This window comes from Vreelandella sp. L-25 (assembly GCF_056857535.1).
Genome location: NZ_JBSXNH010000035.1, coordinates 16,742 through 43,429, shown reverse-complemented (window position 1 = coordinate 43,429; position 26,688 = coordinate 16,742). Strand labels below are relative to the sequence as shown.

Genomic DNA, 26,688 nt, shown 5'->3' with positions numbered 1-26,688 from the left:
GCGCTCAGAGCACACAGGCGAGCGAATTCAGCGGAACGAAGCTCAGCCCGATAATGGGGGACAGGAACCGCCGTGGTACGGATCCGTTTGCCCGGTGGTGTGAGAGGACGGGGGAGGCGACTCCCCCTCCTACTCGATCTTGTTTTGTACCCGGTGTGGTGGCGTTGTGCACAAGCCCGCCCTGCAAAGCAGACAGGGCGGGATAGAGGTTAGGCGATAGAGGTTATGCGTCGACTTTGCCTAGTAACAAAAACTCGATCAATGCTTTTTGAGCGTGTAGGCGGTTGCCGGCTTCCTGCCATACTACTGCCCTTGGGTCGTCCAGCAGCGTGAGGCTGATCTCTTCGCCTCGATGAGCAGGCAAGCAGTGTAAAAACAGCACGTCAGATTGGGCGGAGTCGAGCAGGGCTTCAGTTACCTGGAAGCCTGCAAAGTCGGCTTCTCGTTTTGCCTGCTCCTCTTCCTGGCCCATGGAAGCCCATACGTCAGTAGTGATTAAGTCAGCACCTTTAGCCGCTTCTTGTGGGTCGTGGAGCAGGGTGACGCAGTCACCCGCAGCGGCCATGATATCTTCGCGTGGTTCATAGCCTTCCGGGCAGCAGACCCGCAGATGAAAGCCGAACTGGCGGGCGGCGTTGATCCAGGAGTGGCACATATTATTGCCATCGCCAATCCACACCGCGGTGCGACCTTTGACGCTGCCGCGCAGCTCTGTCCAGGTCATCACATCTGCCAGCAGTTGGCAGGGGTGGTAGTCGTCGCTTAGGGCATTAATCACCGGCACGCTGCTGGCGCTGGCATAGGTTTCCAGGCCTTGGTGGGAGAAGGTGCGAATCATGACTGCATCCACCATCTCAGAGAGCACGCGAGCGGTGTCTTCGATTGGCTCGCCGCGGCCAAGCTGGGTGTCACGAGGAGAGAGGAAGAGCGCATGGCCACCAAATTGCGCCATGCCTGTTTCAAAAGAGACGCGGGTTCGGGTGGACGATTTTTCAAAAATCATCGCCAGCGTGCGGTTTGGTAGCGGTGTGTATACTGGGCCATTAGCTTTAAGATCCGTCTTGATCTTAATGGCACGCTGGATCAAATACGCCAGCTCATCTGGGGTCAAATCCAATAGGGTAAGGAAATGGCGTGTCGCCATGGACTTCTCTCCGCGCAAAAACACCATCCTAGCGATGCGGCAGGGGATGCGCAACGCGGGCGGCATGCGTAGAATGGCGGCCACGCGTTAAGGCCGAGTAGTTTGCTCGGGTATTGGTGTAATCACCAATCCATGGCATTACTAGGTCGTGGGGTTAAAGCCAGTTGACGAATTGCGTAAACTGGCTTGGATCACATCACTTATTTAGGAGCACATTATGAGCACCACTGCCGAAAATATTCAGCGTCAAATCAGCGAAAACCCGATTTTGATCTACATGAAAGGCACCCCCCAACTGCCCCAGTGCGGCTTCTCTGCACAGACAGTGCAGGCGCTGATGAGCTGCGGCGAACGTTTTGCCTTCGTCAACGTATTGGATAACCCGGATATCCGTGCTGAGCTGCCGAAAATTGCCAACTGGCCGACCTTTCCCCAGCTATGGGTAGAAGGCGAGCTGGTAGGCGGCTGCGATATTGTGATTGAAATGCATCAAAACGGTGAGCTTGAAAAGTTGGTAAAAGAAGCCGCCCAACGTGCTGGTGCCGCTGAAGGTGGCGATAACGCCTAAGCGTAACGCCTCATGCCGCTCGGCATCTGCCGGGCGGTTGGCGGGCTGCGGTGCAGCCGCTAGAATGGTGCTTTATGAAGCACCAACAATTAGCATCTACGGTTTACGATAGGCTGTTTAGCATCGACAGTCAGCCCGCCTAAGGAAGTTTTGCTCAATGAGCTATCAGGTTCTGGCCCGCAAATGGCGGCCACGTACATTCCACGAGCTCGTGGGCCAGGCCCATGTTCAACGCGCCTTGGTCAATGCCCTTGATCAGGGCCGCTTACACCACGCTTACCTGTTTACTGGCACGCGTGGCGTCGGCAAAACCACGCTGGCGCGCATTTTGGCGAAATGCCTTAACTGTACCGCTAATGGGCGCGGGGATGAGGGAATTACCTCGACACCCTGCGGTCAGTGCGATAGTTGCCAAGCCATCGATGAAGGCCGTTTTGTCGACCTGATCGAAGTCGACGCTGCTTCGCGAACCAAAGTAGAAGATACCCGCGAACTGCTCGATAACGTTCAGTACGCGCCTACCCAAGGGCGCTACAAGGTATACCTTATTGATGAGGTGCACATGCTCTCCACCAGCAGCTTTAATGCGCTGCTTAAAACGCTGGAAGAGCCGCCACCCCATGTAAAATTTCTGTTAGCGACCACCGATCCGCAGAAGCTCCCCGCCACGGTACTATCCCGCTGTTTGCAGTTTACGCTCAAGCATATGCCGCCTGAGCGGGTAGTCGAGCACTTAACTTATGTGCTGGGCGAAGAGGGGGTTGAGTATGATGAAAGCGCGTTGTGGCTGTTAGGCAAGGCTGCTGAAGGCTCCATGCGCGATGCAATGAGCCTGACTGATCAAGCCATAGCCTTTGGCCAAGGGGCTGTGCGCCATGCTGATGTAGCGGCAATGCTGGGCACGTTGGATCATCGCCATGTGCTGGCCTTGGTTGAAGCGCTAGCAGCGGTAGATGTTCAGAAGTTGCTGGCAGAAGTGGCCCAGCTAGCCGAGCAGGGGCCTGATTTTGCCGCCGTGCTAGATGAGTTAACTGCCATACTCCACCGCTTGGCCGTGGCGCAAATGGTGCCGGATGCAGTGGATAATAGCCACGGTGACCGAGCGCAAATTCAGCAGCTGGCCAGCCGTTTTACCGCTGAAGATATCCAGCTCTACTACCAGATTGGTATCCAGGGGCGTGGCGATATGGTACACGCCCCAGACTTGCGTAGTGCTCTGGAGATGACGCTGTTACGGATGCTGGCTTTCCGCCCTCAGGGCGTTCCCAAGCCACCTGCGACGCCGCTGCCGCTACGCCCTGAGCCTGCGCCGTCAGCAGATGCAACGCCAGCTCCCACAGCACCGCCAAGCGCCCCTGTGTTAGCGGAGCCAGCCGCAAAAAAGCCTGAGCCTGCACCCGCCGCTGCCGAGGCTGAGCCGCCTGAGCCTGCGGTGCAGGCAGCTCCACCAAGTGAGGCGCCCGAGGCATTAGAGCCGCAATATGATGCGCCGCCGCCCTGGTCGCTTGAAGAGGTAGAAAGCGCCGCTACGCTCTCGCCAGAGCCAGAGCCAGAGCCAGAGCCAGAGCCAGAGCCAGAGCCAGAGCCAGAGCCAGAGCCCACTCCATCCTTTAATGTGGCGCCTTCCTCGCTTTCGGCTGAATCGCTGGCCTCGGGAGATCTCTTAAACCACGCCGCGTGGCTGGCTTGTTTTGACGCCTTAGGTTTAGGCGGGCTGACGCGTAACTTAGCGGCACATTGCCAGTTAGAAAGCGATGATGGTGGCACTGTGGTGCTGCGGCTTGACCCCAGCCAGTCCGCCATGAAGGCCGAGGTTCATAACGTGCGCATTGAGCGAGCGCTGAAAGAGATCGGCATACCAAGAAGGGTTCAGTTCAGCGTGGCTGAACTTGACGCCACGCTGGAAACACCCCAGCAACAGGAAGAGCGTTTACAGCAAGAACGCCATGCGCAGGCTGTTGATCTGTTGCATCACGACCCCAATATTCAGAAGTTGCAGCAGGCGTTTGGGGCTACGCTAATTGAGTCAACCGTAAAACCAGCGCCAGAGCCACGTTCCTAACGGCCGACGGCTACCAACTCGCTTATTAATGATTTAGGAGAAGACCGCATGTTTAAAGGCGGAATGGGCAACATCATGAAGCAAGCCCAAGAAATGCAGGAAAAAATGCAGCGCGTTCAAGAAGAAGTGGCCAAAGCTGAAGTGCACGGCGAAGCGGGTGCGGGCATGGTAAAAATTACCATGAACGGCCGCCATGATGTCAGCGATGTCACGATCGACCCCAGCGTGCTGGAAGAGGATAAAGAGCTGCTTGAAGATTTGCTGGCGGCAGCGGTCAACGATGCTGTACGCAAAGTAGAAGCGAACTCCAAAGCGAAAATGGAAGAAGCAACAGCCGGTTTAAATCTACCGCCCGGCTTTAAGATGCCGTTCTAAACCATGCGCTTTTCTCCGCTTGTTGAGCAATTGATGGACGCGTTTCGCGTGTTGCCAGGCGTTGGGCCAAAAACGGCTCAGCGCATGGCGATGCATTTACTAGAGCGTGAACGCCCAGGTGGCCAGCGATTAGCCGCAGTGATTCAGCAGGCGATAGAGGAAGTAGGCTACTGCCAGCGCTGCCGTACGCTCACCGAAGCCGATATTTGCGCGCTGTGCGAGAGCTCTCGCCGTGATGATGCACTGTTGTGCGTGGTTGAATCGCCCGCAGACCAGCTAGCGATTGAAGAGGCTGGCGGTTTTCAAGGGCGCTATTTTGTACTGCATGGTCACCTTTCACCGCTAGATGGTATTGGCCCGGAAGCTATCGGGCTGGAGTTGCTCGAAAGCCGTGTAGCTGAAGGCAATATTCGTGAAGTCGTTCTTGCTACTAACCCTACGGTAGAGGGTGAGGCGACAGCGCATTACATTGCCTCTCAGCTTGCGCATTACGGTGTATCCTTTTCTCGTCTCGCCTATGGCGTGCCGATGGGCGGTGAGTTGGAGTATGTGGATGGCGGTACATTAAGCCGCGCTTTTAATGGTCGCCAGCCCTTTGCTAGCGATTAATGCTGATAATAAACGCAAGCGCTGATGCGGTTGTGCCAACTCGGAAGATTGCTTTGTCCTCTTCAACTTCTGCTTTGTATCAATGGATTGATAGCGCCGAGGCGTTAGACGCCGCCTGTGAACAGGTTTCCGGTGCCAGCGTTATTGCCTTAGACACCGAGTTTTTCCGCGAGAATACGTTTTTCCCCATACCGGCGCTGATTCAGTTTGCCAGTCATGAAGTGGCATATTTAGTCGACCCGTTATCAACACCCTGCACCAACGCTTTTAAAGCGCTATTGCAAAATAGCGCGGTGAAGCTGCTGCATGCCTGCAGTGAAGATTTAGAAGTCTTCCAACGCTGGACGGGCGTGTTGCCTACGCCGCTGGTGGATACCCAGGTGGCGCAAGCCTTCTTAGGCGAAAATCCTGGCATGGGTTACCAAAAACTTGTAGAGCACTGGGTAGGCGAAACGCTTCCCAAAGAGGAGACACGCTCTAATTGGCTGGAGCGTCCGTTAACGTCTTCTCAATGTGAGTACGCCGCGCTAGACGTAATTTACTTGCTTAAAGTGTGGCAGCTTCAAGCGGAAAAACTCGACGCCTTAGGGCGGCGTGAGTGGTTGGACAGCGAGTGCTCCAGCTTGATCGAACAGGCAGGACGCAGCGTTGAAAACGACGGCCAGTGGTATACCCGCCAGCGCCAGCTTTGGCGATTGACGCCTCGCCAGCTTGAGGCCTACCGGCTAATGACGATTTGGCGCGAGGGCGAAACCCGCCGTCGAGATTTACCGCGTAATTGGCTGGTGAGCGATAAGCTGCTGTTCGTTGTGGCAGAAAAAATGCCCAAAAACCGCTATGAGCTAGCCGAGGTTGAGGGCATCAAGCCGCCGCTGGTCAAAAAAGAGGGCGATGCTCTACTAGCGCTAGTGAAGCAGGCCCAGCACTGTCCAGAAAGCGACTTACCTACGCGTTGGCCAGACCCCATGCAGCCTGCATTTAAGCGCCGTTTCAAGGCGATTAAGGGAGTGGTTGCCGAAAAAGCAGCGGCTCTTAATATTGCTCCGGAAATGTTGCTGCGTCGCCGGGATATTGAGGCGCTGGTCATGCAGCGGCTTGCACACCAGCCATTACAAGAACTGAGTGGTTGGCGCGATACCTGCTTAACGCAAGCTATTCATCAGGCGCTTGAGGAGTCATCTTTATGAGCGAAAAACTGCTATGCGAGATTTTTAAAAGCTCGCGCAAAGACGAAATGTACCTCTACGTGGATAAGCGTAAAGGAATGGAGACAGTGCCTGAGGCGCTGATGGAGACCTTTGGTAAGCCGGTTCCTGTGCTAACGATGATTCTGACCGCTGATAAGCCGCTTGCCCGCGTGAAGGCCTCCGATGTGATGGCTGCGATTGAGGAGCAAGGATTTTACCTACAAATGCCGCCTGCCAAAGAGCCCTACTTACTGGACATTCATCGCGCTCAGACGACAGATCGCTCGTGAGTTATCGGCGCATTAGCGTGGCGCAAAAGCGATGAACTTTCTTGCCCACGCATGGCTGGCTCAGCCGGGGGACGACGGCTTTCTTTACGGTAATTTGATTGCCGATGGCGTGAAAGGCAGCGACCTTTCTGCCTGGTCGCCAAGCGTTGCCTGTGGCATTCGCCACCATCGGCGAGTTGATGCCTGGGTAGACCAGCACCCTAGCGTTATGATGGCCAAGCAGCGCGCTCCTCAGGCTCAAAGACGCTATGCGGGCATTGCGCTGGATGTTGTGTGGGATCATTTTATTTCTCGCCAGCAGGAGGGGGCTGATCAACATCAGCTGATTGATCGCTGCTATCGATTACTCAGCGCGTGGCCCGCGCCACAACGTCTAGCGACGATGATGCCGGTGCTGGTTGAGCACGACTGGTTGCGCCGTTACGCTGATTTTGATTTTACATGTCGTGCGGTGGCGGGCATCGGGCAGCGCCTTTCCGGCCCCAACCGTCTGGCTGAATTAGTGCCCTGGCTGCGTGAAGACTACACTGCTTTAGAGGCGGATTTCAGCGTGTTATGGAGTGAGTGCCGGGAGGCGCTGACCAGTGATGGTAAGACAAGCTGAGATTAGCTGGCTGCTATAGCCTGCCTCTAACGTTAACGTTTAACCGAGGTGATTAGACGATGGAAACCGCGTTACGCGAGCGCTTCTGGGAACGCTATTCGTTGGAAGAGCTAACGCCTCCAGAATGGGAAGCCCTGTGTGACGGCTGCGGTCAGTGCTGTTTGCTAAAGCTGCATGATGATGAGACGCAAGAGCTGGCCATTCTTAACGTAGCGTGCCGCCTGCTGGATACTCATAGCTGCCAGTGCAGCGATTATGAAAACCGCTTTGAGAGCGTTCCTGACTGCACCCAGCTGACCCCTGCGCTGGTAAAAGAGTTTACCTGGTTGCCGCAAACCTGTGGGTACCGACGAGTGGCGGAAGGTCGCAAGTTAGCAGGATGGCATCCCTTGCTAAGTAACGATGCTGAACGAGTCCATCGAAAAGGCATCAGCGTCAGAGGGTTTGCTGTGTCCCAAGATGAGGTGCCAGAAAGGCAACTCGAAGAGCATATAATTGCCGTTCTTCCTATGTCGTGATTTCATGTTTGAGCCCCTGCCGTAGCCTTCCTTGGCGTACGCTTAGACCGCTGGCGAATGCACTGTTAGCTAGCGGTTTTCGTTTTGCTGCTATCCCAAATCGTTAAAAAAGCCTCTTTAAGAGCCGAGGGTTGCGGCTGGGCAGCGGTTTTTTTGGTTGCCTGAGTGTTAGCGAGCTTCGTTGGGGTATCCCAAATGGTGGGAAACTGTTCCTGATATTTCATCGTGTTACTCCTAATGATCAGCAATATAGACGTTGGTATATAAAACTTATGGTTAGTATGCCGTAAAAATTATTTTATGGAAAGTATTTTCATAAAATAAATGGCGTAAAAAAAAGCAGCGCCTTGGCGCTGCGAGTGGTTGTATTGGTGGCTGTGTTAAAGCGCGTTTTGCTGCTGTACTGCTAACCAGTGGGTCAGAGGCTCAAATGCCATGGGTTTGGCAAATAAGAAGCCCTGCCGTACATCGCAATTCAGTGCCAAGAGGTGATGCAGTGAAAGTGCCATTATGAGCGTTTCAGCCGCTTAGAGACGAATTGATCAGCGGTTCCCTAACCCTAGCGCCCACAGAATAAACGCATCCTGGCGGGCTGTATCGCGCCACGCCTTAAACCTTCCCGATGCGCCGCCGTGGCCGCTGCTCATATCGGTATGCAGCAGGATAGGCGCAGCCTCCTGCTGTGCCTGGCTCACTCGGGCGTAGAATTTGGCGGGTTCCCAGTAGCTAACGCGGGTATCGAACCAACTACCCTCAATCCAAAGCGCTGGGTAGCGCTGTGAGCGGATGTTATCGATAGGTGAATAACCGGCGATACGTTCAGCCACGTCGGGTGCCTCAGGATTACCCCACTCGGTATACTCAGCGGTGGTGAGCGGCAGCTCTGGGTTCTGCATGGTGCGCAGCACATCCAGGAAAGGAACATCCAACACCGCCGCGCAGAAGGCCTCCGGCGCACGGTTGATGCAAGTACCCACCAGCAATCCGCCTGCACTGGCACCGTAGGCGACTATCCGCTCAGGCTGGCTGATATGGGCGGCTACAAGCGCTTCACGGGCGGCTAAAAAGTCGTGAAAGCTGTTCTCTTTATGAGCCATCTTGCCTGCTAAGTACCACGGTTCGCCGCGCTCACCGCCGCCGCGCACATGGGCCACAGCAAAGGCCACGCCGCGCTCCAGTAGCTCTAAGCGAGCAATCGAGAACCAGGGGTCCAGCGCTTCACCGTAAGCACCGTAACCGTATAACAGGGTGGGCAGTGGCTGGCCTGCCAAGTCTGCTCGCATGACCACCGATACCGGGACTTGCTCGCCATCGTGGCTGGTGGCCCATATTCGGCGGCTGACTAGCTGCTCTGGAGCGAGACTGCCATGAACGGGCACCTGTTTTAAGAGCGTGCGTACACCGCTATCGAGGTCTAAGGCATACCAGCTCGGAGGGCGGGTAAACGACTCTTCGCGCAGGTGCAGCGTGCGTGCATTAAAGTGTGGCGAGTCTTCCAGCAGCTGTGAACAGGGCGTTTCGGGCAGGTCAATGTAGCTATCAAGCAGCGTTTGATGGTGACTATCCAGCTCCAAGCGCCGCAGCAGTACCTGCGCATCCTGATGGCTTCTCTCAGCCAGTATCAAGCCCCACTCAAACGCATCAACCCCTTCCAGTGTCGCGTCATCGCGATGCGCAATCAGCGGCTGCCAACTGGCGTTATCGCTTTCGGCGCGCATATCCAGCTGAAAGTGGGGGCCCGTCTGGTTGTGTAGGCGATAAAAGACCCCTGGCCGATGATCAATGCTGACTTCCACGCCCGGCTCGCGGGCATGCAGGCAAACGAGGGGTGTTTCGGGCTGGTCGGCAGGTAGGGCGAGAACTTCGGTGGTGTCTTTTGAGCCGCTCTCGATGATCAGCCACGCTTTAGAGCGCGTTTTACCCACGCCTACCCAAAATTCTGGGTCTGCCTCGCGTAACACCAGGGTCGGTGTCTGCATAGGGGCATGCTCTGCGAACGCGACCCATAGCCGCCATAGGCTGTCAGGGCGCTGGGTATCGTCGAAACGGGTAAACAGCAGCGTGGCGCCGTCTGCAGTTTGGTCCTCTGCCCAGCAAACGCTGGGTCCGATATCGCTAAGTAGTTGGCGCGGCGTGCCGTTAGGCAGCGCTTTTAACCAGAGTGTGAAGCGTTCATCGCCCTGGGTATCTTCGGTCCAGGCGAGCCACTGCTCATCCGGGGAGAGCGCCATATCACCCATGTCGTAGAACGGCTGCTCGGCAGCGCGCTCGCGAACGTCAAAAAAACAGCTTTTTTGCTCAGGTTGGCCATTTGGGTAACGCCACCAGCAGGGGTAATCATCCTCAGCGCCGGTCTCGCTCCAGAACGTAAAGTGGTCAAGCGCTGTCTCTAGACTTTTCACCGCCAATTCACGGCGCGCTAGATGCGAGTGGTAAAGGGTGTCTGCGAGGGGGGAGAGCGGTGCAAACCAATCGGCATGCTGCTGGTTGGCCGCGGTAAGAAAATCGCTGACATCAGCGCTTTCGCGGTTTTCTAACCAGTGCCATTCAGGGTCATCGGCACGATAATAGCGCGCTACGGGCGAGCCTTCGTGCATACCAGGCTGTGCTTTCATAAATTGATAGGTACCATAACGGGAAATCAACGTCGGGTGCTTCCACCCACATGAGGGGTATTATGCTGTTTGCAGACTCAATGTCACTGCTGTGGTTCAGTTATTACGGTCTTTCACTGCTGGTGCTGCTAGCGGTTTACTTTGGATTGGCATTTTTGCCGCGTTTGCCTCGGCTCATCGTGACATGGGGCGTGGCGGGGGCGATGTGGATGCCTGCCAGTTATCGGCTGCCACTGGTCGAAGAGGGGGAGTTCTATAGCGGTTGGGCACCGTCCGCTATGGTCGCTGCCGTGGGCGTTTTTGAGAACAGTGCCACTGCTCTGCGCAACGGCTTGCTCTGGTTAGTCTTAGGGATAGCCCTAGGCGCGGGGATTGGTGTAGCGCTGTGGTGGTGGCGTCGTCCTGCGCCTGTTGAAGACACGCCTGCCCGCCGCCAAGTGGAGGACCCACAGCCTACTCGCCGCCGCGAACCGGTTATCCGTTAATGCGACTGGCATCAAGGGGGTGGGCCAATGTGTGAGCTATTGGGTATGAGCGCTAATGTGCCTACCGATATCTGCTTTAGCTTTTCAGGCTTTTTACATCGCGGTGGTGGCACAGGCCCTCATCGCGATGGGTGGGGCATCGCCTTTTATGAAGAGGGCGGCTATCGCGAATTTAGAGACCCTCACCCTTCTGTGGATTCACCGATTGCGCGTTTAATTTGCGACTACCCCATCAAATCAAATGTTGTGATCAGCCATATTCGCCAAGCCAACGTAGGCGGCGTGCGATTGGCCAACACGCACCCCTTTGCTCGTGAAATGTGGGGGCGGCCCTGGTGCTATGCCCATAATGGGCAATTAAGTGATTGGCAGGAACTGCCTTTAGGGGTTTACACCCCGGTTGGCAATACCGATAGCGAACACGCGTTTTGCTGGTTAATGGGCGAGTTGCGCCGGGTGTTTCCAACGCCACCGGCTGCCCCAGAAACGCTTTGGGAAAAGCTCCATGACCTCTGCGAGCAGCTAAGAGGGCTGGGCGTTTTTAATCTACTCCTTTCTGCCGGCGTCCATCTTTATAGCTACTGCTCTACCAAACTGGCGCACATCACTCGCCGTGCGCCTTTTGGTGAAGCGGAGTTGTCAGATGCAGAGATGACGGTCAATTTTATCGAGCACACCACGCCTAACGACATTGTCTCGGTGATTGCCACCGAGCCACTGACTCAAAATGAAGCATGGCAGCGCATGGTGCCTGGGGAGTTATTGGTGTGGAGAGAGGGAGAAATTAACGCTCGATACTGTCCATAAGATAAGTCCCGGTGATGGACTATAAGCTAAAGTTGAAACGCAAGTTTCAATCGATCGTTTTACAGTGTCATAAACGTCGTATATCGTTGGCGTTTAATCTCTTTATACAACCACACCACAATAACAAGGTCGGTCTCACATCGACACGGATAGCGGAGATAGCCCATGAGCGAACACACCAGCCCCCCCATTTTACGCGGCCCAGTGCTTGAAGGCTTGGATCAGTACAGCTCTATTACGGATGTTTTTCAGTCAGCCGTCTCGCGCTTTACCAGCAAGCCCGCTTTTACTTGCATGGGCAAGACGCTGAGCTTTTCCGACCTTGATCGTCTTTCAGCTGATTTTGCTGCGTGGCTGCAGCATGAAACCGATTTGGTGCCGGGCGACAGAATCGCCATTCAGTTGCCGAACGTTCTGCAGTTTCCTGTCGCCGTATTCGGTGCTCTGCGAGCAGGGTTAGTGGTCGTCAACACCAATCCGCTGTATACCGAGCGGGAGATGGCGCATCAGTTTAAAGACTCCAATGCCAAAGCCATTTTGATTCTGGCCAATATGGCCGACAAGCTGGAAAAAGTGCTCGATAAAACGGAAATCAAGCATGTATTGGTCACGCAGCTGGGCGATTTACACGATGTGCCTAAGCGTTGGTTGATTAATGCGGTTGTGAAACACGTCAAGAAAATGGTGCCTGCATACTCATTGCCAAGTGCAGTGGGCTTTCGTGATGCCCTGAAAAAAGGAGCATCGTTAAAGCACACGCCCGTTGAGCGCAATATGGACGACTTAGCGGCGCTGCAGTATACCGGGGGCACCACCGGTATGCCGAAAGGTGCCATGCTGACCCACCGTAACCTAGTGGCCAATATGCTTCAGGCACGCTCGGCTATTGGCGAGCATCTCACGGACGGCGAAGAGCTGGTGATTGCACCGCTGCCCGTGTACCACATCTACACCTTTACCGTGAACTGCCTGTTCCTGATGGAAACCGGCAACCACTCGCTGCTGATCACTAACCCCCGCGACTTGCCGAATTTCGTTAAAGAGCTGAAGGGGCTGCCGTTCACGGGTTTTATCGGCCTCAATACGCTGTTTAACGCGCTGTGCAATCGGGACGATTTCAAGCAGCTCGACTTCTCCAAATTGAAGCTGACCATTTCAGGCGGCATGGCGTTAACCAAAGCGGCGGCACAGCGCTGGGAAGAGACCACCGGCTGCCCGATCGCCGAAGGTTATGGTCTAACGGAAACCTCGCCGATTGTCAGCTTCAACCCTAACGATGCGATTCAACTGGGCACGATTGGTAAGCCGGTCGCGGGCACCTCGGTGAAAGTGGTCGATGCTGATGGTAACGATGTGCCGCTTGGCGAGCCGGGCGAACTTTGCGTGCAAGGCCCGCAGGTCATGAAAGGGTACTGGCAGCGTGAAGAAGAGACGCGCAACGCCATTGATGAAAACGGTTGGTTCCATACCGGCGATATCGCCGTGTTGCAGGACGACGGCTATATCAAAATTGTTGATCGTAAAAAAGACATGATTCTGGTGTCGGGCTTTAACGTTTACCCCAATGAGGTTGAAGACGTAGTAGCCGCACATCCCGATGTGCTGGAAGCGGCGGCCGTCGGTGTTGCCGATGAAAACGCGGGCGAAGCCATTAAGCTGTTTGTGGTGTCCAAAAACAGCCAGCTTGACGCTGAAACGCTGCGCGCTTGGTGTAAGAAAGAACTAACGGCCTATAAAGTGCCCAAGTACATCGAGTTCCGCGACGAGCTGCCGAAAACCAACGTCGGTAAGGTGCTGCGTCGCCAACTGCGCGACCAGGAAACAACCCATGCGCCGTAAGGGTTGAACACTCGGTCAAGCGGGCGTTAGGCGTCTCGTTCGCGAAAGCGTTACAATGGTCGGCCCACTTACGAGTGGGCCGACGTTTATTCTGAGATGGAACCGAGCCTAACGTGACCACCGACACGCACTCATCCCGCATCGATACCCCACAAGACAACGCCCCCTCGCTTACAGCGCTCACTGAGTCGCTGAGTCACGTTATGCTGCGTGATCAGGAGCGGCTCTCGCGTCGTGTGGCGGGCCTGCGGCGTCGGCAGCGAGAAAAGAAGCCGATCGACCGCGGCTTGAACGAGGTGGAGCGGGAAGTCGACAAAGCCAAGCAACTGCTGGCGCAGCGCGAAGCCCTGCGCGTGACGCTGGATTACCCGGCAGAGCTGCCGGTGGTAGAGCGCCGTGAGGATATTCTTGCCGCGATTCGCGACCACCAGGTGGTGGTCGTGGCAGGGGAAACCGGCTCGGGTAAAACCACGCAGCTGCCCAAAATGTGTTTAGAGCTTGGCCGTGGCCGAAAAGGGCTGATTGGCCATACGCAGCCACGGCGGCTGGCGGCACGAAGCGTCGCTGGGCGGCTGGCGGAAGAGTTGAGCGTGCCGCTAGGCGAGCAGGTGGGCTATCAGGTGCGCTTTAACGACCAAAGCTCGCCGAACACACTCGTTAAGCTGATGACCGACGGCATCCTGCTGGCTGAGACGCAGCACGACCCGCTGCTGCTACGCTACGATACGCTGATTATCGACGAAGCTCACGAGCGTAGCCTCAACATTGATTTCTTACTGGGCTATCTCAAGCGGCTACTGCCCAAGCGCCCAGATCTGAAAGTCATCATCACCTCCGCAACGATCGACGTAGAGCGCTTTGCGGCCCATTTCGGCTCGCCTAACACGCCTGCGCCGGTGGTCGAGGTGTCAGGCCGCACGTTCCCGGTAGATGTCCACTACCGCCCCCTGGTGCGCAGCGAAGAGGACGAGGATGACCGCACGCTGCAGGAGGGGATTTTGCATGCCGTGCGTGAGGTCGAAACAATCGAGCGTGAAAAAGGCTGGCTGCATGGCCCCCGTGATGTGCTGGTGTTTCTACCTGGTGAGCGGGAAATCCGCGAAACCGCCGATACGCTGCGCCGCGCGGATTTAAAGGGCACCGAGATTCTGCCGCTGTATGCGCGCCTCTCCAATGAGGAGCAGAACCGTGTGTTTGCTCCCCACCGGGGGCGGCGAATCGTGCTCGCCACCAACGTGGCTGAAACCTCTCTCACCGTGCCGGGGATTCGCTATGTGATTGACCCTGGCCTGGTGCGCATTAGCCGCTATAGCTACCGGGCGAAAATCCAGCGGCTACCCATTGAGCCGGTCAGCCAGGCAAGCGCCAATCAGCGTAAAGGCCGCTGTGGGCGGATTGCGGAAGGCGTGTGTATTCGTCTTTACGACGAAGAGGATTTTCTGTCACGTCCCGCGTTTACCGACCCGGAGATTCAGCGCACCAACTTAGCATCGGTCATTCTTTCAATGCTGGCGCTCAAGCTCGGCAATATTGAAGACTTCCCCTTTGTTGATCCGCCCGATGGCCGCTTTGTCAAAGATGGCTTCCGGCTGCTATTTGAACTGGGCGCGGTGAATGATAAGCAACAGCTTAGTGCCCTGGGGCGTAAGCTGGCGAAACTACCCATCGACCCGCGTTTGGCCCGTATGGTGTTGGCCGGTGCAGAGCGAGGCAGCCTGCGGGACGTGCTGGTCGTGGTGTCGGCGCTGGCGATTCAAGACCCCCGTGACCGGCCCGCTGACAAGCGCCAAGCCGCTGACCAAGCTCACCAGCGCTGGCACGACCCAGACTCCGATTTCGTTGCGCTGCTAAATTTATGGCATGGCATCGAGAATGCTCGTGAAGCGTTATCGGGCAACCAACTGCGCCGCTGGTGCCGTGACCACTACATTAACTACCTGCGCATGCGCGAGTGGCACGATACGTTCCGCCAGTTGCGCCAATTGCTGCGGGATATGGACATTGAGGTACCTGCGCCGCTGCCTCGTGATGAGAACGAGAGCGAAGAGCAGGCCAAGCAGGCAAGGCGAAAAACATCGGGCAAGCTGCATCAGGCGCTGCTGTCTGGCCTGCTCTCCAATTTGGGTACGCTGCTTGAGAACCGAGAGTACCTCGGCGCGCGTAACCGCAAGTTTATGATTCACCCTGGCTCTGGGCTGGCGAAAAAAACACCCAAATGGGTCATGGCCTTTGAGCTGATCGAAACCACCAAGCTGTTTGCGCGCACTGTTGCCAAGATCGACCCGCAGTGGATCGAGCCCCAAGCGCAGCATCTGGTGAAAAGCAGCTACAGCGAGCCTCACTGGGAAATGAAGCGCGCGCAGGTCGTGGCGTTTGAACAGGTCACTCTGTTTGGCCTGCCGATTGTGGCGCGCCGTCGCGTCCATTACGGGCCGATTGCGCCCCAGGAGTCGCGGGAGCTGTTTATTCGTCGGGCGTTGGTGGAAGGCGAGTTCCAAACCAAAGGAGAGTTCTTCACCCATAACCGTGCGCTAATCGAAGAGGTAGAAGCACTAGAAGATCGTGCCCGCCGACGGGATATCTTGGTGGACGAAGAGACACTGTTCGCCTTCTATGACGAGCGGATACCCACCGATATCGTTAACGGCAAGGGCTTTGAACACTGGCGCAAGCAGGCCGAGCGCCAAGATCCCACGCTGCTGAAGTTTGATATCGATGCGCTAAAAGCTCGGGATGCCCACGACGTTACTCAGGCGCAATACCCGGATCATTTAACGCTGTCTGGCGTAGCGTATCCGGTCAGCTACCACTTTGACCCAGATGCCGACGACGATGGCGTGACCCTCACCGTCCCTGCGGCCATGTTGCCGCAGCTGCCGGTGCACGCGCTGGAGTGGCTGGTGCCGGGGCTGTTGCGTGAAAAGTGCATTGCGCTACTAAAATCGCTGCCGAAAAGTATTCGTCGCCAAGTGGTGCCCATTCCCGACTGGGTCGATGCCGCGCTGGAGACCCTCGTGCCCGATGAGCGGCCGCTCACCGAAGCGCTGGGGGAATTTATCCGTCGCCGCACCGCCACTCGCGTTCACTCAGATGATTGGCGTCTTGATCTGCTGCCGCCGCATCTCATTATGAACGTGCGGGTCGTTGATCATGCGGGTAAAACGTTAGGCCAAGGACGCGATGTGCGTGCGCTGGAGCGACGTTTCGAAGAGGCGGCGAGTGCAGGTGCTCAGGCGCTAGCCGATCAGGCAAGCCAAGCGCCCGCTCTGGATGAGTTGCCGGAGTCGCCGCTGCCAGAGTCGCGGGTAACGACTCAGGCTGGTATCCGAGTAGAAGCCTACCCGGCACTTATGGCCGAGGCCCATAGCTTTAAAGTGGCGCTTTTTGATCATCCCGCGAAGGCGGCGGCGGTTCACCAGGAAGGCGTGGCCCGCTTGGCCATTGCCAAGCGGCCGGAACAGGTGAAAGCCATCAAGCGCTTACCTGGCGTGGAAAAATGCGCTTTACTCTTTGCTAAAGTGGGCAGCAAACAAGCATTAGTGGATGATTTGCTGCTGGCGGTCTTCACGCAGGTGGTGGCAACACATCCGCTGCCACGCTCTGCCAATGAGTTCACCGAGCGGCTTAAGGCAACCGAAAGTGAGCTGATTCCTTATGCAGCATCGCTGCTGACACGCATTGAAGAGGCGCTTAAAGGGCATCTGGCGGTGACCAAAGTGCTTAAAGGGAAGCTTAACTTTGCCCTCGCGCTCGTTTACAGCGATGTAAGCGCGCAGATGCAGCGCTTGGTTTGTCCTGGCTTTATTCGCGACGCAGGGGAGTGGCTTAGCGAGTATCCACGCTATACCGAAGCTGCTCTTATCCGCCTCGAAAAAGCGGCCCGTGAACGCGGCCGTGACCAAATGATGATGCAGGATGTCCAAGCCCTAGAGGCACGTTTTGATGCGCGGCGAAAAAGCGAACGTAGAGGCGCCGCTGAAGACCCTGAACTCGTGGCATTTGGCTGGTGGATACAAGAATTGCGCGTATCGCTATTCGCCCAGCAGCTAGGCACTCAGATGCCGGTATCCGTGAAGCGCTTGGAAAAGCGTTGGGAAGAAATTACCAGCGTTTAATGCTACACAAGAAAGCGCTTAGATAGAGCTTAGATAGAGCGGGGTGGACAACCTCGCCATACGCTATTTTACTGACGGTTTCGGCTATTTGCCTTGAGGCCGTAATAAGGAGACAGGCATGACCAATGTAGTGATCACCGGTACAGGACTCTATACACCGGAAAACGCCATTGATAACGCGGCGTTGGTCGCTGCTTTTAACGCGTGGGTTGATCTCCATAACGCCCAGCATGCGGATGCCATCGCGCGTGGAGAGCAAGAAGCACTGGCTTATTCCAGCAGTGAATTTATTGAGAAAGCCTCGGGAATTAAAAGTCGCTATGTACTCGATGCCCAAGGGATCCTTGACCCTGAGCGTATGCGGCCTAAACTGCCTCAACGTCATAACGATGAACCGTCTATTCAGTGTGAGATGGCGACTCAGGCCGCGCGCCAGGCGCTAGAAACGGCCCAGGTTGATGCCGCTGATATTGAGCTGGTGATTGTGGCCTGTTCAAACCTAGAGCGTGCCTATCCGGCGGTCGCGGTAGAAGTACAGCAGGCCCTGGGAACAACGGGTTATGGCTTTGATATGAACGTGGCCTGCAGTTCAGCCACCTTTGCCTTGGAAACGGCGGCGAACGCGATTGCATCAGGTAGCGTTAAACGTGCGCTGATTGTGAATCCTGAAATTTGTTCTGCCCATTTGAATTTTAGAGACCGTGACAGCCACTTTATTTTCGGCGATGCTTGTACGGCTATGGTACTAGAAAATAGCGATGTTGCCGTGGCCGATGAGCGCTATGAAATTCTGGGAACGCGACTGGTGACGAAGTTTTCCAATGCGATTCGCAATAACGCGGGCTTTTTAAATCGCGTGACCGATAGCGATCCGCAGGCGTTAGATAAGCTGTTCGTTCAGGAAGGGCGCCGCGTTTTTAAAGAGGTGTGCCCTATGGTCGCTAAGCTTATCACTGACCATCTCGCTTCATTAGAGCTGTCGGGGGCGGATTTAACGCGGATGTGGTTACATCAGGCCAACCGCCATATGAACGATTTGATTGCACGTAAAGTGCTGGGTGAAGAACCCAACGAAGCACAGGCACCGATTATTTTAGATCGCTATGCGAATACCAGCTCAGCGGGTTCGATTATCGCTTTCCACCTTCACCGTGAGGCACTGTCGGAAGGGGATATCGGCGTTATTTGCTCGTTTGGGGCGGGGTACAGTGCAGGCAGTGTGGTGCTACGTCGCCAGTAATAGGCCGATGATGCCTATCACCGGCTATGTTAGGAATAGCGTTCTATGTTGAAAGAGGAAATCGCATGCTGAGGCTGTTGGCACCGCAAAAAGAGGGTCTAAGCACATGGCAGAAGCTATTGCCTATCGTGTTGCTAGCCACGTTAAGCATGGGAGGGTGTGCCAGTACGGGGTCTTCTCAAGAGGAAGACGCTGCGCAAGAGCGTGTAGCGGCTGACCCGCAGGACCCTTGGGAGGGCTTTAACAGGCGTGTGTTCGCGTTTAATGATGTGCTGGACCGCTACGCCCTCAAGCCCGTTGCACGAGGGTATAAGGCAGTCACTCCCGAGCCGGTGCAAACTGGGGTTGGCAACTTTTTCTCCAACTTAGGCGAAGTGCGTACCGCGCTCAATAGCCTGCTGCAGGGCAAACCCGCCAACGCGGGGTTAGCAACATCACGATTCTTGATCAACTCGACGGTGGGTATTGGCGGCTTGCTTGACTATGCCACGCTCATGGAAATTACCGCGGATAAAGAAGATTTTGGTCAAACCATGGCCGTGTGGGGCTGGGAGGACTCGCGCTATTTAGTGTTACCTCTGCTAGGCCCGCGCACGCTCAGGGATGCCTCTGGCTTGCCAGCCGATTCCGCTGCGAATCCCATTACATATATGGACGATCATCAGCTACGTGCAGGCCTGACGGCACTCGATATTATTCACTTTCGCGCGGGCTTGTTAGACCAAGAGTCGTTGATTTCGGGGGATCGCTACCGGTTTGTCCGCGATGCCTATTTGCAGCGCCGCCAGTTTGAGGTGAATGACGGTGTGCTTGGCGAAGACCCGTTTGCCACAGATGATTTTGATTTCGACGATACCGACTTCGGTGACGACGATTTCGCCGATTGAGGCCCAACATGGATCACGCTAAGCAGTTGATCGCGGTAATCGATGAGCCCGGCCCCGAGCGCGATGCGCTGGCTGAGGCGATTACCTGCGACGGCATGTGGGTGTTTGCTGCAGAGAACATTGACCATCTGCCTAGCGGTACGGCGCTGATTGTGGCCCATGCCCGGGCAGTGCCGCGTCAGCAGTGGTCTCAGTTGACTCACCGGTTGCCAACCCTGGTCGTCAGCGACTCTCGTCAGGATGCTGACTTGATTAAGGCCATTGATGTGGGGTTGGTGGACTACATCGTTCATCCGCTGCGACATACCGAACTGCTGCGCCGAATGATTCGTAAGGCGATTGAGCTTCACGCCTTAGCCCAAGAGCGTGATCGTGATCGTGAACGTCTCGCTGAACTCAATGAGAGCCTTGAAACTCACCTAGCGCTACTGCGGATGGACCAGCAAAGCGGGGGGCATATTCAGCGGCGTTTGTTGCCAGCGCATCCTAAAGTGATCAACGGCGTTTATTACGACTACTGGTTTGCGCCGTCGCTTTATTTGTCGGGGGATTTTCTCGACTATCAGCGTTATAACGACCGTTTTAGCGCGTTCTATTTTGCCGATGTCTCTGGGCATGGAGCGTCGTCGGCCTTTGTCACGGTGCTGCTGAAGTATTTGTGCAACCGATGGTTAAGCGAGTGGGATGGCCAAGCGCCAGAGCGGCTGCCGCCTGATTGGTTAGCGGCGATGAATCGTGAGCTTCAGGATACCAACATTGGTAAGCATGCCACGTTATTCGTCGGTGTTATTGACCATGAAGCGCATACTCTTCACTATTCGCTCGGCGCACAGCTACCGATGCCGCTGTTGGCGGCTGACGGTAAGCTGGAGCGCTTAACCGGGGAGGGAATGCCGGTAGGCCTTTTCCCAGATGTGGAGTATCCTGCGCTTAGCTGTGCTTTACCGGCCAACTTTCGTTTGTGGCTGTGTTCAGACGGTGTATTGGAATGCTTGCCGGGTAAAACGCTCGACACGCGGCTCACGGAACTTGAGCAACTCGTTAGCGAAAGTGTCACGCTTGAGCAGTTGCGCGACCGGCTAGCCAAAACCAATTCGCTTTTGATAGAGGGCGATGAGGGTGATGAGGCGAACCAGGACCGCGATGCTTTACCCGATGACCTGACAATCATGATGGTGAGCGGATTTGGTCATGCTGATTGAAGAGGGCCGCATTAAAGCGGCGTTCAACTCTGGTGTTTTTGTGTTAAAGCTCTGTGGCGATGTGCGGTTAACGCTATGTGCCACGCTAGATACCCAAGCGCAACGTCTTGCTGAAACCCCTGGCCTTCAGGCGGTGATGATTGACCTGCGCGAAGCGACCAATGTCGACTCAACGGCGCTGGGTTTTCTGGCCAAAGTAGCCATGGCGGTTAAAGGGCGGCTGGAACAGCCTCCGACGATTATTGCTGATAACCCTGATGTACGGCAAATGCTGGACGTCATGGGTTTTGCGCGTTTTTTTACTCTGATGGAAGCGCCTCTGCAGCCTAGTGCAACACTTAACTCTTCTATGCAAGACCTGCCCGCTGAGCCTGCAGATGAAGAAGGCTTGCGTACGCGTATTCTCGAGGCGCATCGCATTTTAATGCATATGAACGAGCATAATCGCGAACAGTTTCAGCCGCTGGTAGAGATGCTTGAAGCGCAATCCACAGTGGCACATAAATAAAACACCCTCTTACCTAGTCGATAAGAGGGTGTGATGGATATGCTACCCAAACTGGCTGGAAGCAATTAGCTCTGCCGTAGTTTGCCAAGTAGCTCTTCAAGCTTGCGCTGGTCGGCCATGAATTTACGAATGCCTTCAGCCAGCTTGTCAGACGCCATTTCATCTTCGTTCATTTGCCAACGAAAATCTGCTTGGGCTAGCGCCTGCTCTGCTGAGCTGCTGGCACCCATGGGCGTTAGCTGGCGGGGAAGGTCGCCCTGTAGTTCATCTAACTCGTTAAGCAGCGCAGGGGATATAGTGAGGCGGTCACAACCTGCCAAGGCTTGTATTTCGCCTACGTTACGGAAGCTGGCTCCCATCACAATCGTTGGATAGCCGTGACCCTTGTAGTAGTCATAAATACGCTTAACCGATTGTACGCCAGGGTCATTGGCGCCGCTGAAGTCAGCTTCCGGCGAGCGCGCTTTGTGCCAGTCGAGAATACGGCCCACAAACGGTGAAATCAGCGTAGCGCCAGCATCGGCACAGGCCTGCGCCTGAGCAAAGCCAAACAGCAGCGTCAGGTTGGTGCGAATGCCATCGCGCTCAAGCTGGCGGGCCGCTTGAATGCCTTCCCAGGTGGACGCCATTTTAATCAAAATACGCTCAGGGCCGACACCATGCTGGGCATAGCGCTCAATTAGCGAGTGCGCTTTGGTAATGGTGGCATCACGGTCAAACGAGAGGCGGGCACTGACTTCTGTCGACACATAGCCCGGCACCAGCTTGCTAATCTCGCTGCCAATATCCACCGCGACACGGTCTACCGCGTCGTCGAGATCGGTGCTCTCTTTGGCGATGCTTGCCAAGCGAGCGCGGCGCTCTTCCTGCTGGGCAGCTTGAAGGATGAGAGAGGGGTTGGTAGTTGCATCCTGGGGCTGGAAGCGGCGAATAGCCTCAAGGTCGCCCGTATCAGCAACCACGGTGGTCATTTCTTTTAATTGGCTTAATAGGCTAGTGGCCATGCAATGCTCCTTGGTTGTCCTGTGGGGTACTTTAGCAAGGGCCGCGCGTGGCGAACAGACACCGACAAATGAATTGAAATCGATTATGATTAGCGGCCTACCTTTTCGGCGGCACGCGCCGCTTTTTTTATGCCCATTTTAAGGAGGCTTATGGAACTTAATCCTCGTCGGGTGGCTTGGTTGGTGGCCGCCAACACAGCGCTTGCGCCTTTCGCGATTGATGCCTATCTGCCTGCCATCGGCATACTGGCTGAGAGTATTAATGCCAGCATTCACCATACTGAACTCTCGATCAGTATGTTTTTGTTTGGATTTGCATTGGGTCAGCTCTGCTTTGGGCCGTTATCAGATCGGTTAGGCCGGAAGCCGGTGCTGTTAAGTGGGCTAGTGGTCTTTATGCTGGCCAGCCTAATGATTACCACTGCCGATAGCTTAACGTCGCTATTGGTTTGGCGCTTTATTCAAGCGTTAGGGGGCGGCGCCTGTGTGGTGAACTCGGCTGCCATCGTACGCGACTGTTTCAGCGGGCGTGAGGCGGCTAAGGTGATGTCCACCATGGCCATGATCATGATGCTGGCCCCGCTGGTGGCACCGGCGGTGGGTAGCCTGCTGCTTCACATTGCTGGCTGGTGGCTCATCTTTATTTTCCTGGCTGTTTATGCCGGTTTCTTACTTTGGCTGTTAGGTACGCGCTTACCTGAAACCCGCGATACCAACTTGCCTGCGGCCTCGCCTCGGCAAGTGATCCGCAACTATGCAAGCGTGCTGCGCCACAAAGAGGGCATGGGTTATATCTGTGCGGTAGCCGCTTCGTTTGCCGGGCTATTTGCCTTTGTGACCGCATCGCCATTTTTATACTTGGACTATTTTTCGCTTTCGCCCAGCGTTTACCCTCTGGTGTTTGGGGTGAACGTCGTAGTGATTGCGCTCTCCAACCGCCTCAATATTCATCTGCTGCGTAAGCGCACGCCACAGCAGAACCTGCGCCTAGGTCTAGCTGTTCAACTAGTGGCCGCCCTGGGGCTTGTGCTGGCCACGGCACTTAACATGGCGTCGCTCTATGTCGTGGTGCCGCTGGTGATGATGTTTACGGGCATGATTGGTCTGATTACGCCCAACGCCATCTCTTCATTGTTGGATCATTTTGGCCATATCAGTGCCACCGCGACAGCGCTGTTGGGTGGCATACAGTTTAGCTGTGGGGCGCTGGCAGGTGTCTTAGTAGGGCTGTTCCAGGTTGAGCACTTATGGCCCATGGTGCTGACCATGTTAGGTGCTGCCCTGCTGGGTAATATCGGTGTGAGAATGCTAACCCAAGCCCCAAAGGTGGATGATGCGTTGTAATGGATAGCCTGCTGCAGTGGTTAGAGGTGCCCTTGGATAGCTGGTTAGCCTGCGCAGCTGTACTGCTGTTAGGTGCCTTTGTACAGCGGGCCACGGGCTTTGGCTTGGCGGTGGTGGGTGCGCCACTGCTGTTGATGATAGAGCCACGGCTGGTGCCGGTGATTTTGGTGCTGTTTGGTTTCACTGTCTCTTTGATGATGGTGCGCCGTTACTGGCATGAGGTGAGGTTAAGGGAAATAGGCGTTGCCCTGATTGGACGCTTACCGGGTAACGGATTGGGCATTTGGCTGTTGCTGGCAGCGCCGATGGTTGTGCTGGAACAGCTAATTGCCGCCATCGTGCTATTTGCTGTGCTGGTCACGGTATGCCGCTTCGAACTGCCGGTGAACCGCTTCACGCTATTTGTGGCGGGCATTCTCTCCGGCGTTTTTGGGACGGTGGCGGCCATCGGCGGGCCGCCCATTGTGCTACTCATGCACGGTTTCTCACCTGACCGCATGCGCGGCAACTTAGCAGCCTTTTTTGTCCTAACCTCTCTATTAACCCTGCTGACGCTGGCGCTGGCAGGGCAGATCAGCGTTTGGCACTTCAAGCTGGCGCTTACTTTTCTGCCTGCCGTGTTGTTAGGCAATGCGCTGGCCGATGCCATTGCCGATCGGTTGGATAAACAGCTACTACAGCGGCTTTCATTGGGGCTTTGTACCTTTGCCGCGCTCGGTCTGCTGTTATAGAGAGAAACTTTTTAAAAAAATAGGCACGTTTTTGGTGATGTCATAAAGATGTCATCGAAGCGGTGCAAAGTACGTCATGCGAAGGCCAGAACCCTACATCGACAGGAGTATTTCGCATGAACCGTATTCTAAAAACTACCGTCATTGCGGCGGCTGTAATGAGCGTTGCCGGTGTGGCACAGGCGCGTGACCAGATTCGTATCGTTGGCTCCAGTACTGTTTACCCGTTTGCCAGCTACGTTACTGAAGAGTTTGGAGCGCTGACCAACTACCCGACGCCAGTGATCGAGTCCACGGGTTCTGGTGGTGGTATTCGTCTGTTCTGTAACGGTGTTGGTGAAGGCACTCCGGACATCACCAACGCTTCTCGTCGCATGAAGCCTTCTGAGCTTGAGCGTTGTGAAGAGAACGGTGTGACTGACGTTACCGAAGCCAAAATTGGTTCTGACGGTATCGTTCTAGGCTTGGCGGCTACTAACGAGCCGATCGACCTGACGCTTGAGCAAATTTTCCTGGCGGTGGCCGCCCAGGTGCCGGTCGACGGCGAACTGGTAGATAACCCCTACACCAACTGGAGCGACATCGACGCTTCTCTGCCGGATCGCGCCATCTCTATCTATGGCCCGCCCAGCACTTCTGGTACCCGTGATGCTTTCGAAGAGCTGGTGATGGAAGCCGCCTCTGCCGAAATGGACATCTACGGTGAAGAAGGTTACACCGATATCCGTACTGACGGTGTTTACATCGACGCCGGTGAGAACGACAACCTAATCGTTCAGCGTCTGGCGGAAGACACCGGTGCCTTCGGTATCTTCGGCTACTCCTTCCTGGTTGAGAACCCGGACACCATCATGGGTGCGACCATTGGCGGTGTTGAACCTGAAGTAGAAGCCATCAGCTCTGGTGAGTACCCGGTTGCTCGTTCACTGTGGTTCTACCTGAAGAACCAGCACGCTGACGAAGTCACTCCGATGTATGAATACGCCAACATGTTCATGGAAGACCAGATGATCGGTTCTGACGGTTATCTGGTAGACATCGGCCTGATTCCGCTACCGGAAGCCGAGCGTGAGCAGGCTCGCCAGAAAGTTGCTGACCGCGTTAAGCTGGTTGCTGCTGATCTGGAATAATCGCTAGCACATATAATCGCTAGCACATAGTGACAACATGGCCGGTAGCCTTTGCTACCGGCCATTTGTTTTTGGGTCACGCTGTCTTTCTTTGTCATATTGCTGTCATGTTTTTAATCCAAAGTAGCAGCCAACACGATTTCATTAGGTGATGCGAGAGAAATTCGATGCAAACAAACCAGCTACTTTTACTCTTTTGCACAGTGCTCTTGCTGCTTGGGCTAGTGGCCTTTTTTGTGGGCCGAGCGAAGGCTGCGCGGGTCCGTGCTTCTGGCGCGGCGATGTATGCACAGCCTGACCAATATGCGTGGTTTGCTGTTCTCTCAACAGCAGGCCCTGCGGTGCTGGTGGGGGCGCTAGGCTCGCTACTGTTATTACTGTTAGGCGCAGATATTCCGCCCATGTATTTATTAGCAGCTAGTTTAGTGGTCGCTGCGGCTGGTTTGGCGGTTGGTGTGGCTCAAGTGAAGCCCCATTTTCACGCTCGCCAAGCCATTGAACGGGTGATTCGCTGGGTGCTAACCGGCGCCGCGATGATATCGATCTTTACTACCTTCGGTATTCTGTTTTCGATCATTTCGGAAGCCCTGCGCTTTTTCCAAATGCACAGCTTCTGGGAGTTCATTACCGGTACAACCTGGAACCCTGGGGCGAGCTTCCTAGCTGCCGCTGGACGCGGCGATGGTAGTGGCGCGCAGTTTGGCTCGGTACCGCTGTTCGCCGGTACCTTCATGATCACCGCGATTGCCCTGCTGGTGGCGGTGCCTATTGGCCTGCTGTCGGCTATTTACATGTCGGAGTACGCTCCACAGCGGGTGCGCACGATTGCTAAGCCGGTGCTTGAGGTGTTGGCAGGTATTCCCACGGTGGTTTACGGTTTCTTCGCCGCCATTACCGTCGCGCCGATTATCGTCAATATTGCCGGCTTCTTGGGTCTGGATGCCTCTTACAACAACGCCGTTGCCCCTGGCATCGTGATGGGCATCATGATCATCCCGTTCATCTCGTCGCTCTCTGATGACGTGATCAACTCTGTGCCTGACAGCATGCGTCAAGGCTCGCTGGCACTAGGGATGACGAAAGGTGAAACCATCCGGGACGTGGTCATACCTGCGGCACTGCCCGGTATCATTTCCGCCGCACTGCTAGGCATGTCCCGAGCGCTGGGTGAAACCATGATTGTGGTGATGGCGGCGGGTATGCGCCCGAACCTAACGGCCAACCCGCTAGAAGACATGACCACCGTGACCGTACGCATCGTGGCATCACTCACGGGCGACCAAGAGTTCGAGAGTGCTGAGACGCTGTCAGCGTTCGCCCTGGGCCTGGTGCTGTTCGTTGTGACTCTAACGCTCAACCTGGTATCTGTACTAATGATCCGCCGCTTCCGCGAAAAATACCGCGTGAACAACCTGTAACGCCGA

General features: G+C 55.6%; 23 protein-coding genes. 20 read left to right on the top strand and 3 right to left on the bottom strand.

What is annotated here, in order from left to right; genetic code table 11:
• Positions 1-223 precede the first annotated feature (223 nt).
• A complete protein-coding gene (gene argF / locus AC13CN_RS02915; protein ID WP_044630133.1) occupies positions 224-1,144 on the bottom strand; it encodes an ornithine carbamoyltransferase in 921 nt (306 codons plus the stop codon).
• Positions 1,145-1,361: 217 nt separating this feature from the next.
• Between argF and grxD the strand changes: the two genes are divergently transcribed.
• From grxD to AC13CN_RS02875, 8 genes are all read left to right on the top strand, one after another.
• Positions 1,362-1,712, top strand: coding sequence for a Grx4 family monothiol glutaredoxin (grxD, locus tag AC13CN_RS02910; protein ID WP_044630132.1), 351 nt, complete (start codon positions 1,362-1,364; stop codon positions 1,710-1,712).
• A gap of 157 nt (positions 1,713-1,869) precedes the next feature.
• Positions 1,870-3,774 carry a DNA polymerase III subunit gamma/tau gene (gene dnaX, locus AC13CN_RS02905; protein WP_044630131.1) on the top strand — a complete coding sequence of 635 codons (1,905 nt, stop codon included), beginning with the start codon at positions 1,870-1,872 and terminating at the stop codon, positions 3,772-3,774.
• A 48-nt stretch (positions 3,775-3,822) separates the two neighbouring features.
• The gene (locus AC13CN_RS02900; RefSeq protein WP_044630130.1) at positions 3,823-4,149 is read left to right on the top strand and encodes a YbaB/EbfC family nucleoid-associated protein; all 327 of its coding nucleotides are present in this window, start codon (positions 3,823-3,825) and stop codon (positions 4,147-4,149) included.
• Between the two features lie 3 nt (positions 4,150-4,152).
• On the top strand, positions 4,153-4,758 hold the full coding sequence (recR, locus tag AC13CN_RS02895) for a recombination mediator RecR (RefSeq protein WP_044630129.1): 606 nt from the start codon (positions 4,153-4,155) through the stop codon (positions 4,756-4,758).
• 53 nt (positions 4,759-4,811) lie between these two features.
• Entirely contained in the window at positions 4,812-5,945 is a 1,134-nt protein-coding gene (gene rnd / locus AC13CN_RS02890) for a ribonuclease D (RefSeq protein WP_253557239.1), read from the top strand.
• Complete coding sequence (locus AC13CN_RS02885) at positions 5,942-6,235, top strand: YcgL domain-containing protein (RefSeq protein WP_058576298.1); 294 nt, start codon at positions 5,942-5,944, stop codon at positions 6,233-6,235. The genes rnd and AC13CN_RS02885 overlap by 4 nt, the downstream gene beginning before the upstream one ends.
• A 31-nt stretch (positions 6,236-6,266) precedes the next feature.
• A complete protein-coding gene (locus AC13CN_RS02880) occupies positions 6,267-6,839 on the top strand; it encodes an acyl carrier protein phosphodiesterase (RefSeq protein WP_054641338.1) in 573 nt (190 codons plus the stop codon).
• Positions 6,840-6,898: 59 nt separating this feature from the next.
• A complete protein-coding gene (locus AC13CN_RS02875; RefSeq protein ID WP_044630126.1) occupies positions 6,899-7,357 on the top strand; it encodes a YcgN family cysteine cluster protein in 459 nt (152 codons plus the stop codon).
• A gap of 542 nt (positions 7,358-7,899) precedes the next feature.
• Here the strand turns inward: AC13CN_RS02875 and AC13CN_RS02870 are convergent.
• Positions 7,900-9,972, bottom strand: coding sequence for a S9 family peptidase (locus AC13CN_RS02870; protein WP_253557240.1), 2,073 nt, complete (start codon positions 9,970-9,972; stop codon positions 7,900-7,902).
• Between the two features lie 62 nt (positions 9,973-10,034).
• Here AC13CN_RS02870 and AC13CN_RS02865 point away from each other — a divergent pair, with 62 nt between their 5' ends.
• The 8 genes from AC13CN_RS02865 to AC13CN_RS02830 all read left to right on the top strand — a co-directional run bounded on the left by AC13CN_RS02865 (position 10,035) and on the right by AC13CN_RS02830 (position 21,055).
• Positions 10,035-10,457 (top strand): hypothetical protein, encoded by a 423-nt coding sequence (locus AC13CN_RS02865; RefSeq protein ID WP_044630124.1) that lies wholly within the window; start codon positions 10,035-10,037, stop codon positions 10,455-10,457.
• 27 nt (positions 10,458-10,484) lie between these two features.
• Complete coding sequence (locus tag AC13CN_RS02860; RefSeq protein ID WP_253557241.1) at positions 10,485-11,264, top strand: class II glutamine amidotransferase; 780 nt, start codon at positions 10,485-10,487, stop codon at positions 11,262-11,264.
• A gap of 165 nt (positions 11,265-11,429) precedes the next feature.
• Positions 11,430-13,103: an AMP-binding protein gene (locus tag AC13CN_RS02855; RefSeq protein ID WP_253557242.1), complete on the top strand. Its 1,674-nt coding sequence runs from the start codon at positions 11,430-11,432 to the stop codon at positions 13,101-13,103.
• A gap of 203 nt (positions 13,104-13,306) precedes the next feature.
• Positions 13,307-17,218 (top strand): ATP-dependent RNA helicase HrpA, encoded by a 3,912-nt coding sequence (hrpA, locus tag AC13CN_RS02850; RefSeq protein WP_253557245.1) that lies wholly within the window; start codon positions 13,307-13,309, stop codon positions 17,216-17,218.
• 118 nt (positions 17,219-17,336) lie between these two features.
• Positions 17,337-18,458, top strand: a complete 1,122-nt coding sequence (locus AC13CN_RS02845; RefSeq protein WP_062375389.1) for a beta-ketoacyl-ACP synthase III — start codon at positions 17,337-17,339, stop codon at positions 18,456-18,458.
• A 65-nt stretch (positions 18,459-18,523) separates the two neighbouring features.
• Positions 18,524-19,345 (top strand): MlaA family lipoprotein, encoded by an 822-nt coding sequence (locus AC13CN_RS02840; RefSeq protein WP_074210764.1) that lies wholly within the window; start codon positions 18,524-18,526, stop codon positions 19,343-19,345.
• A gap of 8 nt (positions 19,346-19,353) precedes the next feature.
• Positions 19,354-20,547, top strand: a complete 1,194-nt coding sequence (locus tag AC13CN_RS02835; RefSeq protein WP_062375386.1) for a PP2C family protein-serine/threonine phosphatase — start codon at positions 19,354-19,356, stop codon at positions 20,545-20,547.
• Positions 20,537-21,055, top strand: a complete 519-nt coding sequence (locus AC13CN_RS02830; RefSeq protein ID WP_044630117.1) for an STAS domain-containing protein — start codon at positions 20,537-20,539, stop codon at positions 21,053-21,055. The genes AC13CN_RS02835 and AC13CN_RS02830 overlap by 11 nt, the downstream gene beginning before the upstream one ends.
• A 65-nt stretch (positions 21,056-21,120) precedes the next feature.
• Here the strand turns inward: AC13CN_RS02830 and tal are convergent, their stop codons facing one another.
• Positions 21,121-22,059, bottom strand: a complete 939-nt coding sequence (gene tal / locus AC13CN_RS02825) for a transaldolase (RefSeq protein ID WP_058576304.1) — start codon at positions 22,057-22,059, stop codon at positions 21,121-21,123.
• A 150-nt stretch (positions 22,060-22,209) separates the two neighbouring features.
• On the opposite strand from tal, the gene AC13CN_RS02820 reads away from it, so the two are divergent.
• The 4 genes from AC13CN_RS02820 to pstC all read left to right on the top strand — a co-directional run bounded on the left by AC13CN_RS02820 (position 22,210) and on the right by pstC (position 26,682).
• Entirely contained in the window at positions 22,210-23,403 is a 1,194-nt protein-coding gene (locus AC13CN_RS02820) for a multidrug effflux MFS transporter (protein WP_253557243.1), read from the top strand.
• The gene (locus AC13CN_RS02815) at positions 23,403-24,134 is read left to right on the top strand and encodes a sulfite exporter TauE/SafE family protein (protein ID WP_253557244.1); all 732 of its coding nucleotides are present in this window, start codon (positions 23,403-23,405) and stop codon (positions 24,132-24,134) included. The genes AC13CN_RS02820 and AC13CN_RS02815 overlap by 1 nt, the downstream gene beginning before the upstream one ends.
• A gap of 116 nt (positions 24,135-24,250) precedes the next feature.
• Positions 24,251-25,264 carry a substrate-binding domain-containing protein gene (locus AC13CN_RS02810; RefSeq protein ID WP_044630113.1) on the top strand — a complete coding sequence of 338 codons (1,014 nt, stop codon included), beginning with the start codon at positions 24,251-24,253 and terminating at the stop codon, positions 25,262-25,264.
• A gap of 167 nt (positions 25,265-25,431) precedes the next feature.
• Positions 25,432-26,682 carry a phosphate ABC transporter permease subunit PstC gene (gene pstC, locus AC13CN_RS02805; RefSeq protein WP_062359116.1) on the top strand — a complete coding sequence of 417 codons (1,251 nt, stop codon included), beginning with the start codon at positions 25,432-25,434 and terminating at the stop codon, positions 26,680-26,682.
• Positions 26,683-26,688: the final 6 nt, after the last annotated feature.

Excerpts from the sequence above, each read along its gene's own strand:
- argF (WP_044630133.1), bottom strand. The coding sequence starts at position 1,144 with ATGGCGACACGCCATTTCCTTACCCTATTGGATTTGACCCCAGATGAG.
- tal (WP_058576304.1), bottom strand. The coding sequence starts at position 22,059 with ATGGCCACTAGCCTATTAAGCCAATTAAAAGAAATGACCACCGTGGTT.
- grxD (WP_044630132.1), top strand. The coding sequence starts at position 1,362 with ATGAGCACCACTGCCGAAAATATTCAGCGTCAAATCAGCGAAAACCCG.
- AC13CN_RS02820 (WP_253557243.1), top strand. The coding sequence starts at position 22,210 with ATGGAACTTAATCCTCGTCGGGTGGCTTGGTTGGTGGCCGCCAACACA.
- AC13CN_RS02875 (WP_044630126.1), top strand. The coding sequence starts at position 6,899 with ATGGAAACCGCGTTACGCGAGCGCTTCTGGGAACGCTATTCGTTGGAA.
- AC13CN_RS02815 (WP_253557244.1), top strand. The coding sequence starts at position 23,403 with ATGGATAGCCTGCTGCAGTGGTTAGAGGTGCCCTTGGATAGCTGGTTA.
- AC13CN_RS02855 (WP_253557242.1), top strand. The coding sequence starts at position 11,430 with ATGAGCGAACACACCAGCCCCCCCATTTTACGCGGCCCAGTGCTTGAA.
- AC13CN_RS02835 (WP_062375386.1), top strand. The coding sequence starts at position 19,354 with ATGGATCACGCTAAGCAGTTGATCGCGGTAATCGATGAGCCCGGCCCC.
- AC13CN_RS02865 (WP_044630124.1), top strand. The coding sequence starts at position 10,035 with ATGCTGTTTGCAGACTCAATGTCACTGCTGTGGTTCAGTTATTACGGT.
- recR (WP_044630129.1), top strand. The coding sequence starts at position 4,153 with ATGCGCTTTTCTCCGCTTGTTGAGCAATTGATGGACGCGTTTCGCGTG.
- AC13CN_RS02870 (WP_253557240.1), bottom strand. The coding sequence starts at position 9,972 with ATGAAAGCACAGCCTGGTATGCACGAAGGCTCGCCCGTAGCGCGCTAT.
- AC13CN_RS02885 (WP_058576298.1), top strand. The coding sequence starts at position 5,942 with ATGAGCGAAAAACTGCTATGCGAGATTTTTAAAAGCTCGCGCAAAGAC.
- dnaX (WP_044630131.1), top strand. The coding sequence starts at position 1,870 with ATGAGCTATCAGGTTCTGGCCCGCAAATGGCGGCCACGTACATTCCAC.
- AC13CN_RS02840 (WP_074210764.1), top strand. The coding sequence starts at position 18,524 with ATGCTGAGGCTGTTGGCACCGCAAAAAGAGGGTCTAAGCACATGGCAG.
- AC13CN_RS02830 (WP_044630117.1), top strand. The coding sequence starts at position 20,537 with ATGCTGATTGAAGAGGGCCGCATTAAAGCGGCGTTCAACTCTGGTGTT.
- hrpA (WP_253557245.1), top strand. The coding sequence starts at position 13,307 with ATGCTGCGTGATCAGGAGCGGCTCTCGCGTCGTGTGGCGGGCCTGCGG.
- AC13CN_RS02845 (WP_062375389.1), top strand. The coding sequence starts at position 17,337 with ATGACCAATGTAGTGATCACCGGTACAGGACTCTATACACCGGAAAAC.
- AC13CN_RS02880 (WP_054641338.1), top strand. The coding sequence starts at position 6,267 with ATGAACTTTCTTGCCCACGCATGGCTGGCTCAGCCGGGGGACGACGGC.
- AC13CN_RS02860 (WP_253557241.1), top strand. The coding sequence starts at position 10,485 with ATGTGTGAGCTATTGGGTATGAGCGCTAATGTGCCTACCGATATCTGC.
- AC13CN_RS02810 (WP_044630113.1), top strand. The coding sequence starts at position 24,251 with ATGAACCGTATTCTAAAAACTACCGTCATTGCGGCGGCTGTAATGAGC.
- pstC (WP_062359116.1), top strand. The coding sequence starts at position 25,432 with ATGCAAACAAACCAGCTACTTTTACTCTTTTGCACAGTGCTCTTGCTG.
- AC13CN_RS02900 (WP_044630130.1), top strand. The coding sequence starts at position 3,823 with ATGTTTAAAGGCGGAATGGGCAACATCATGAAGCAAGCCCAAGAAATG.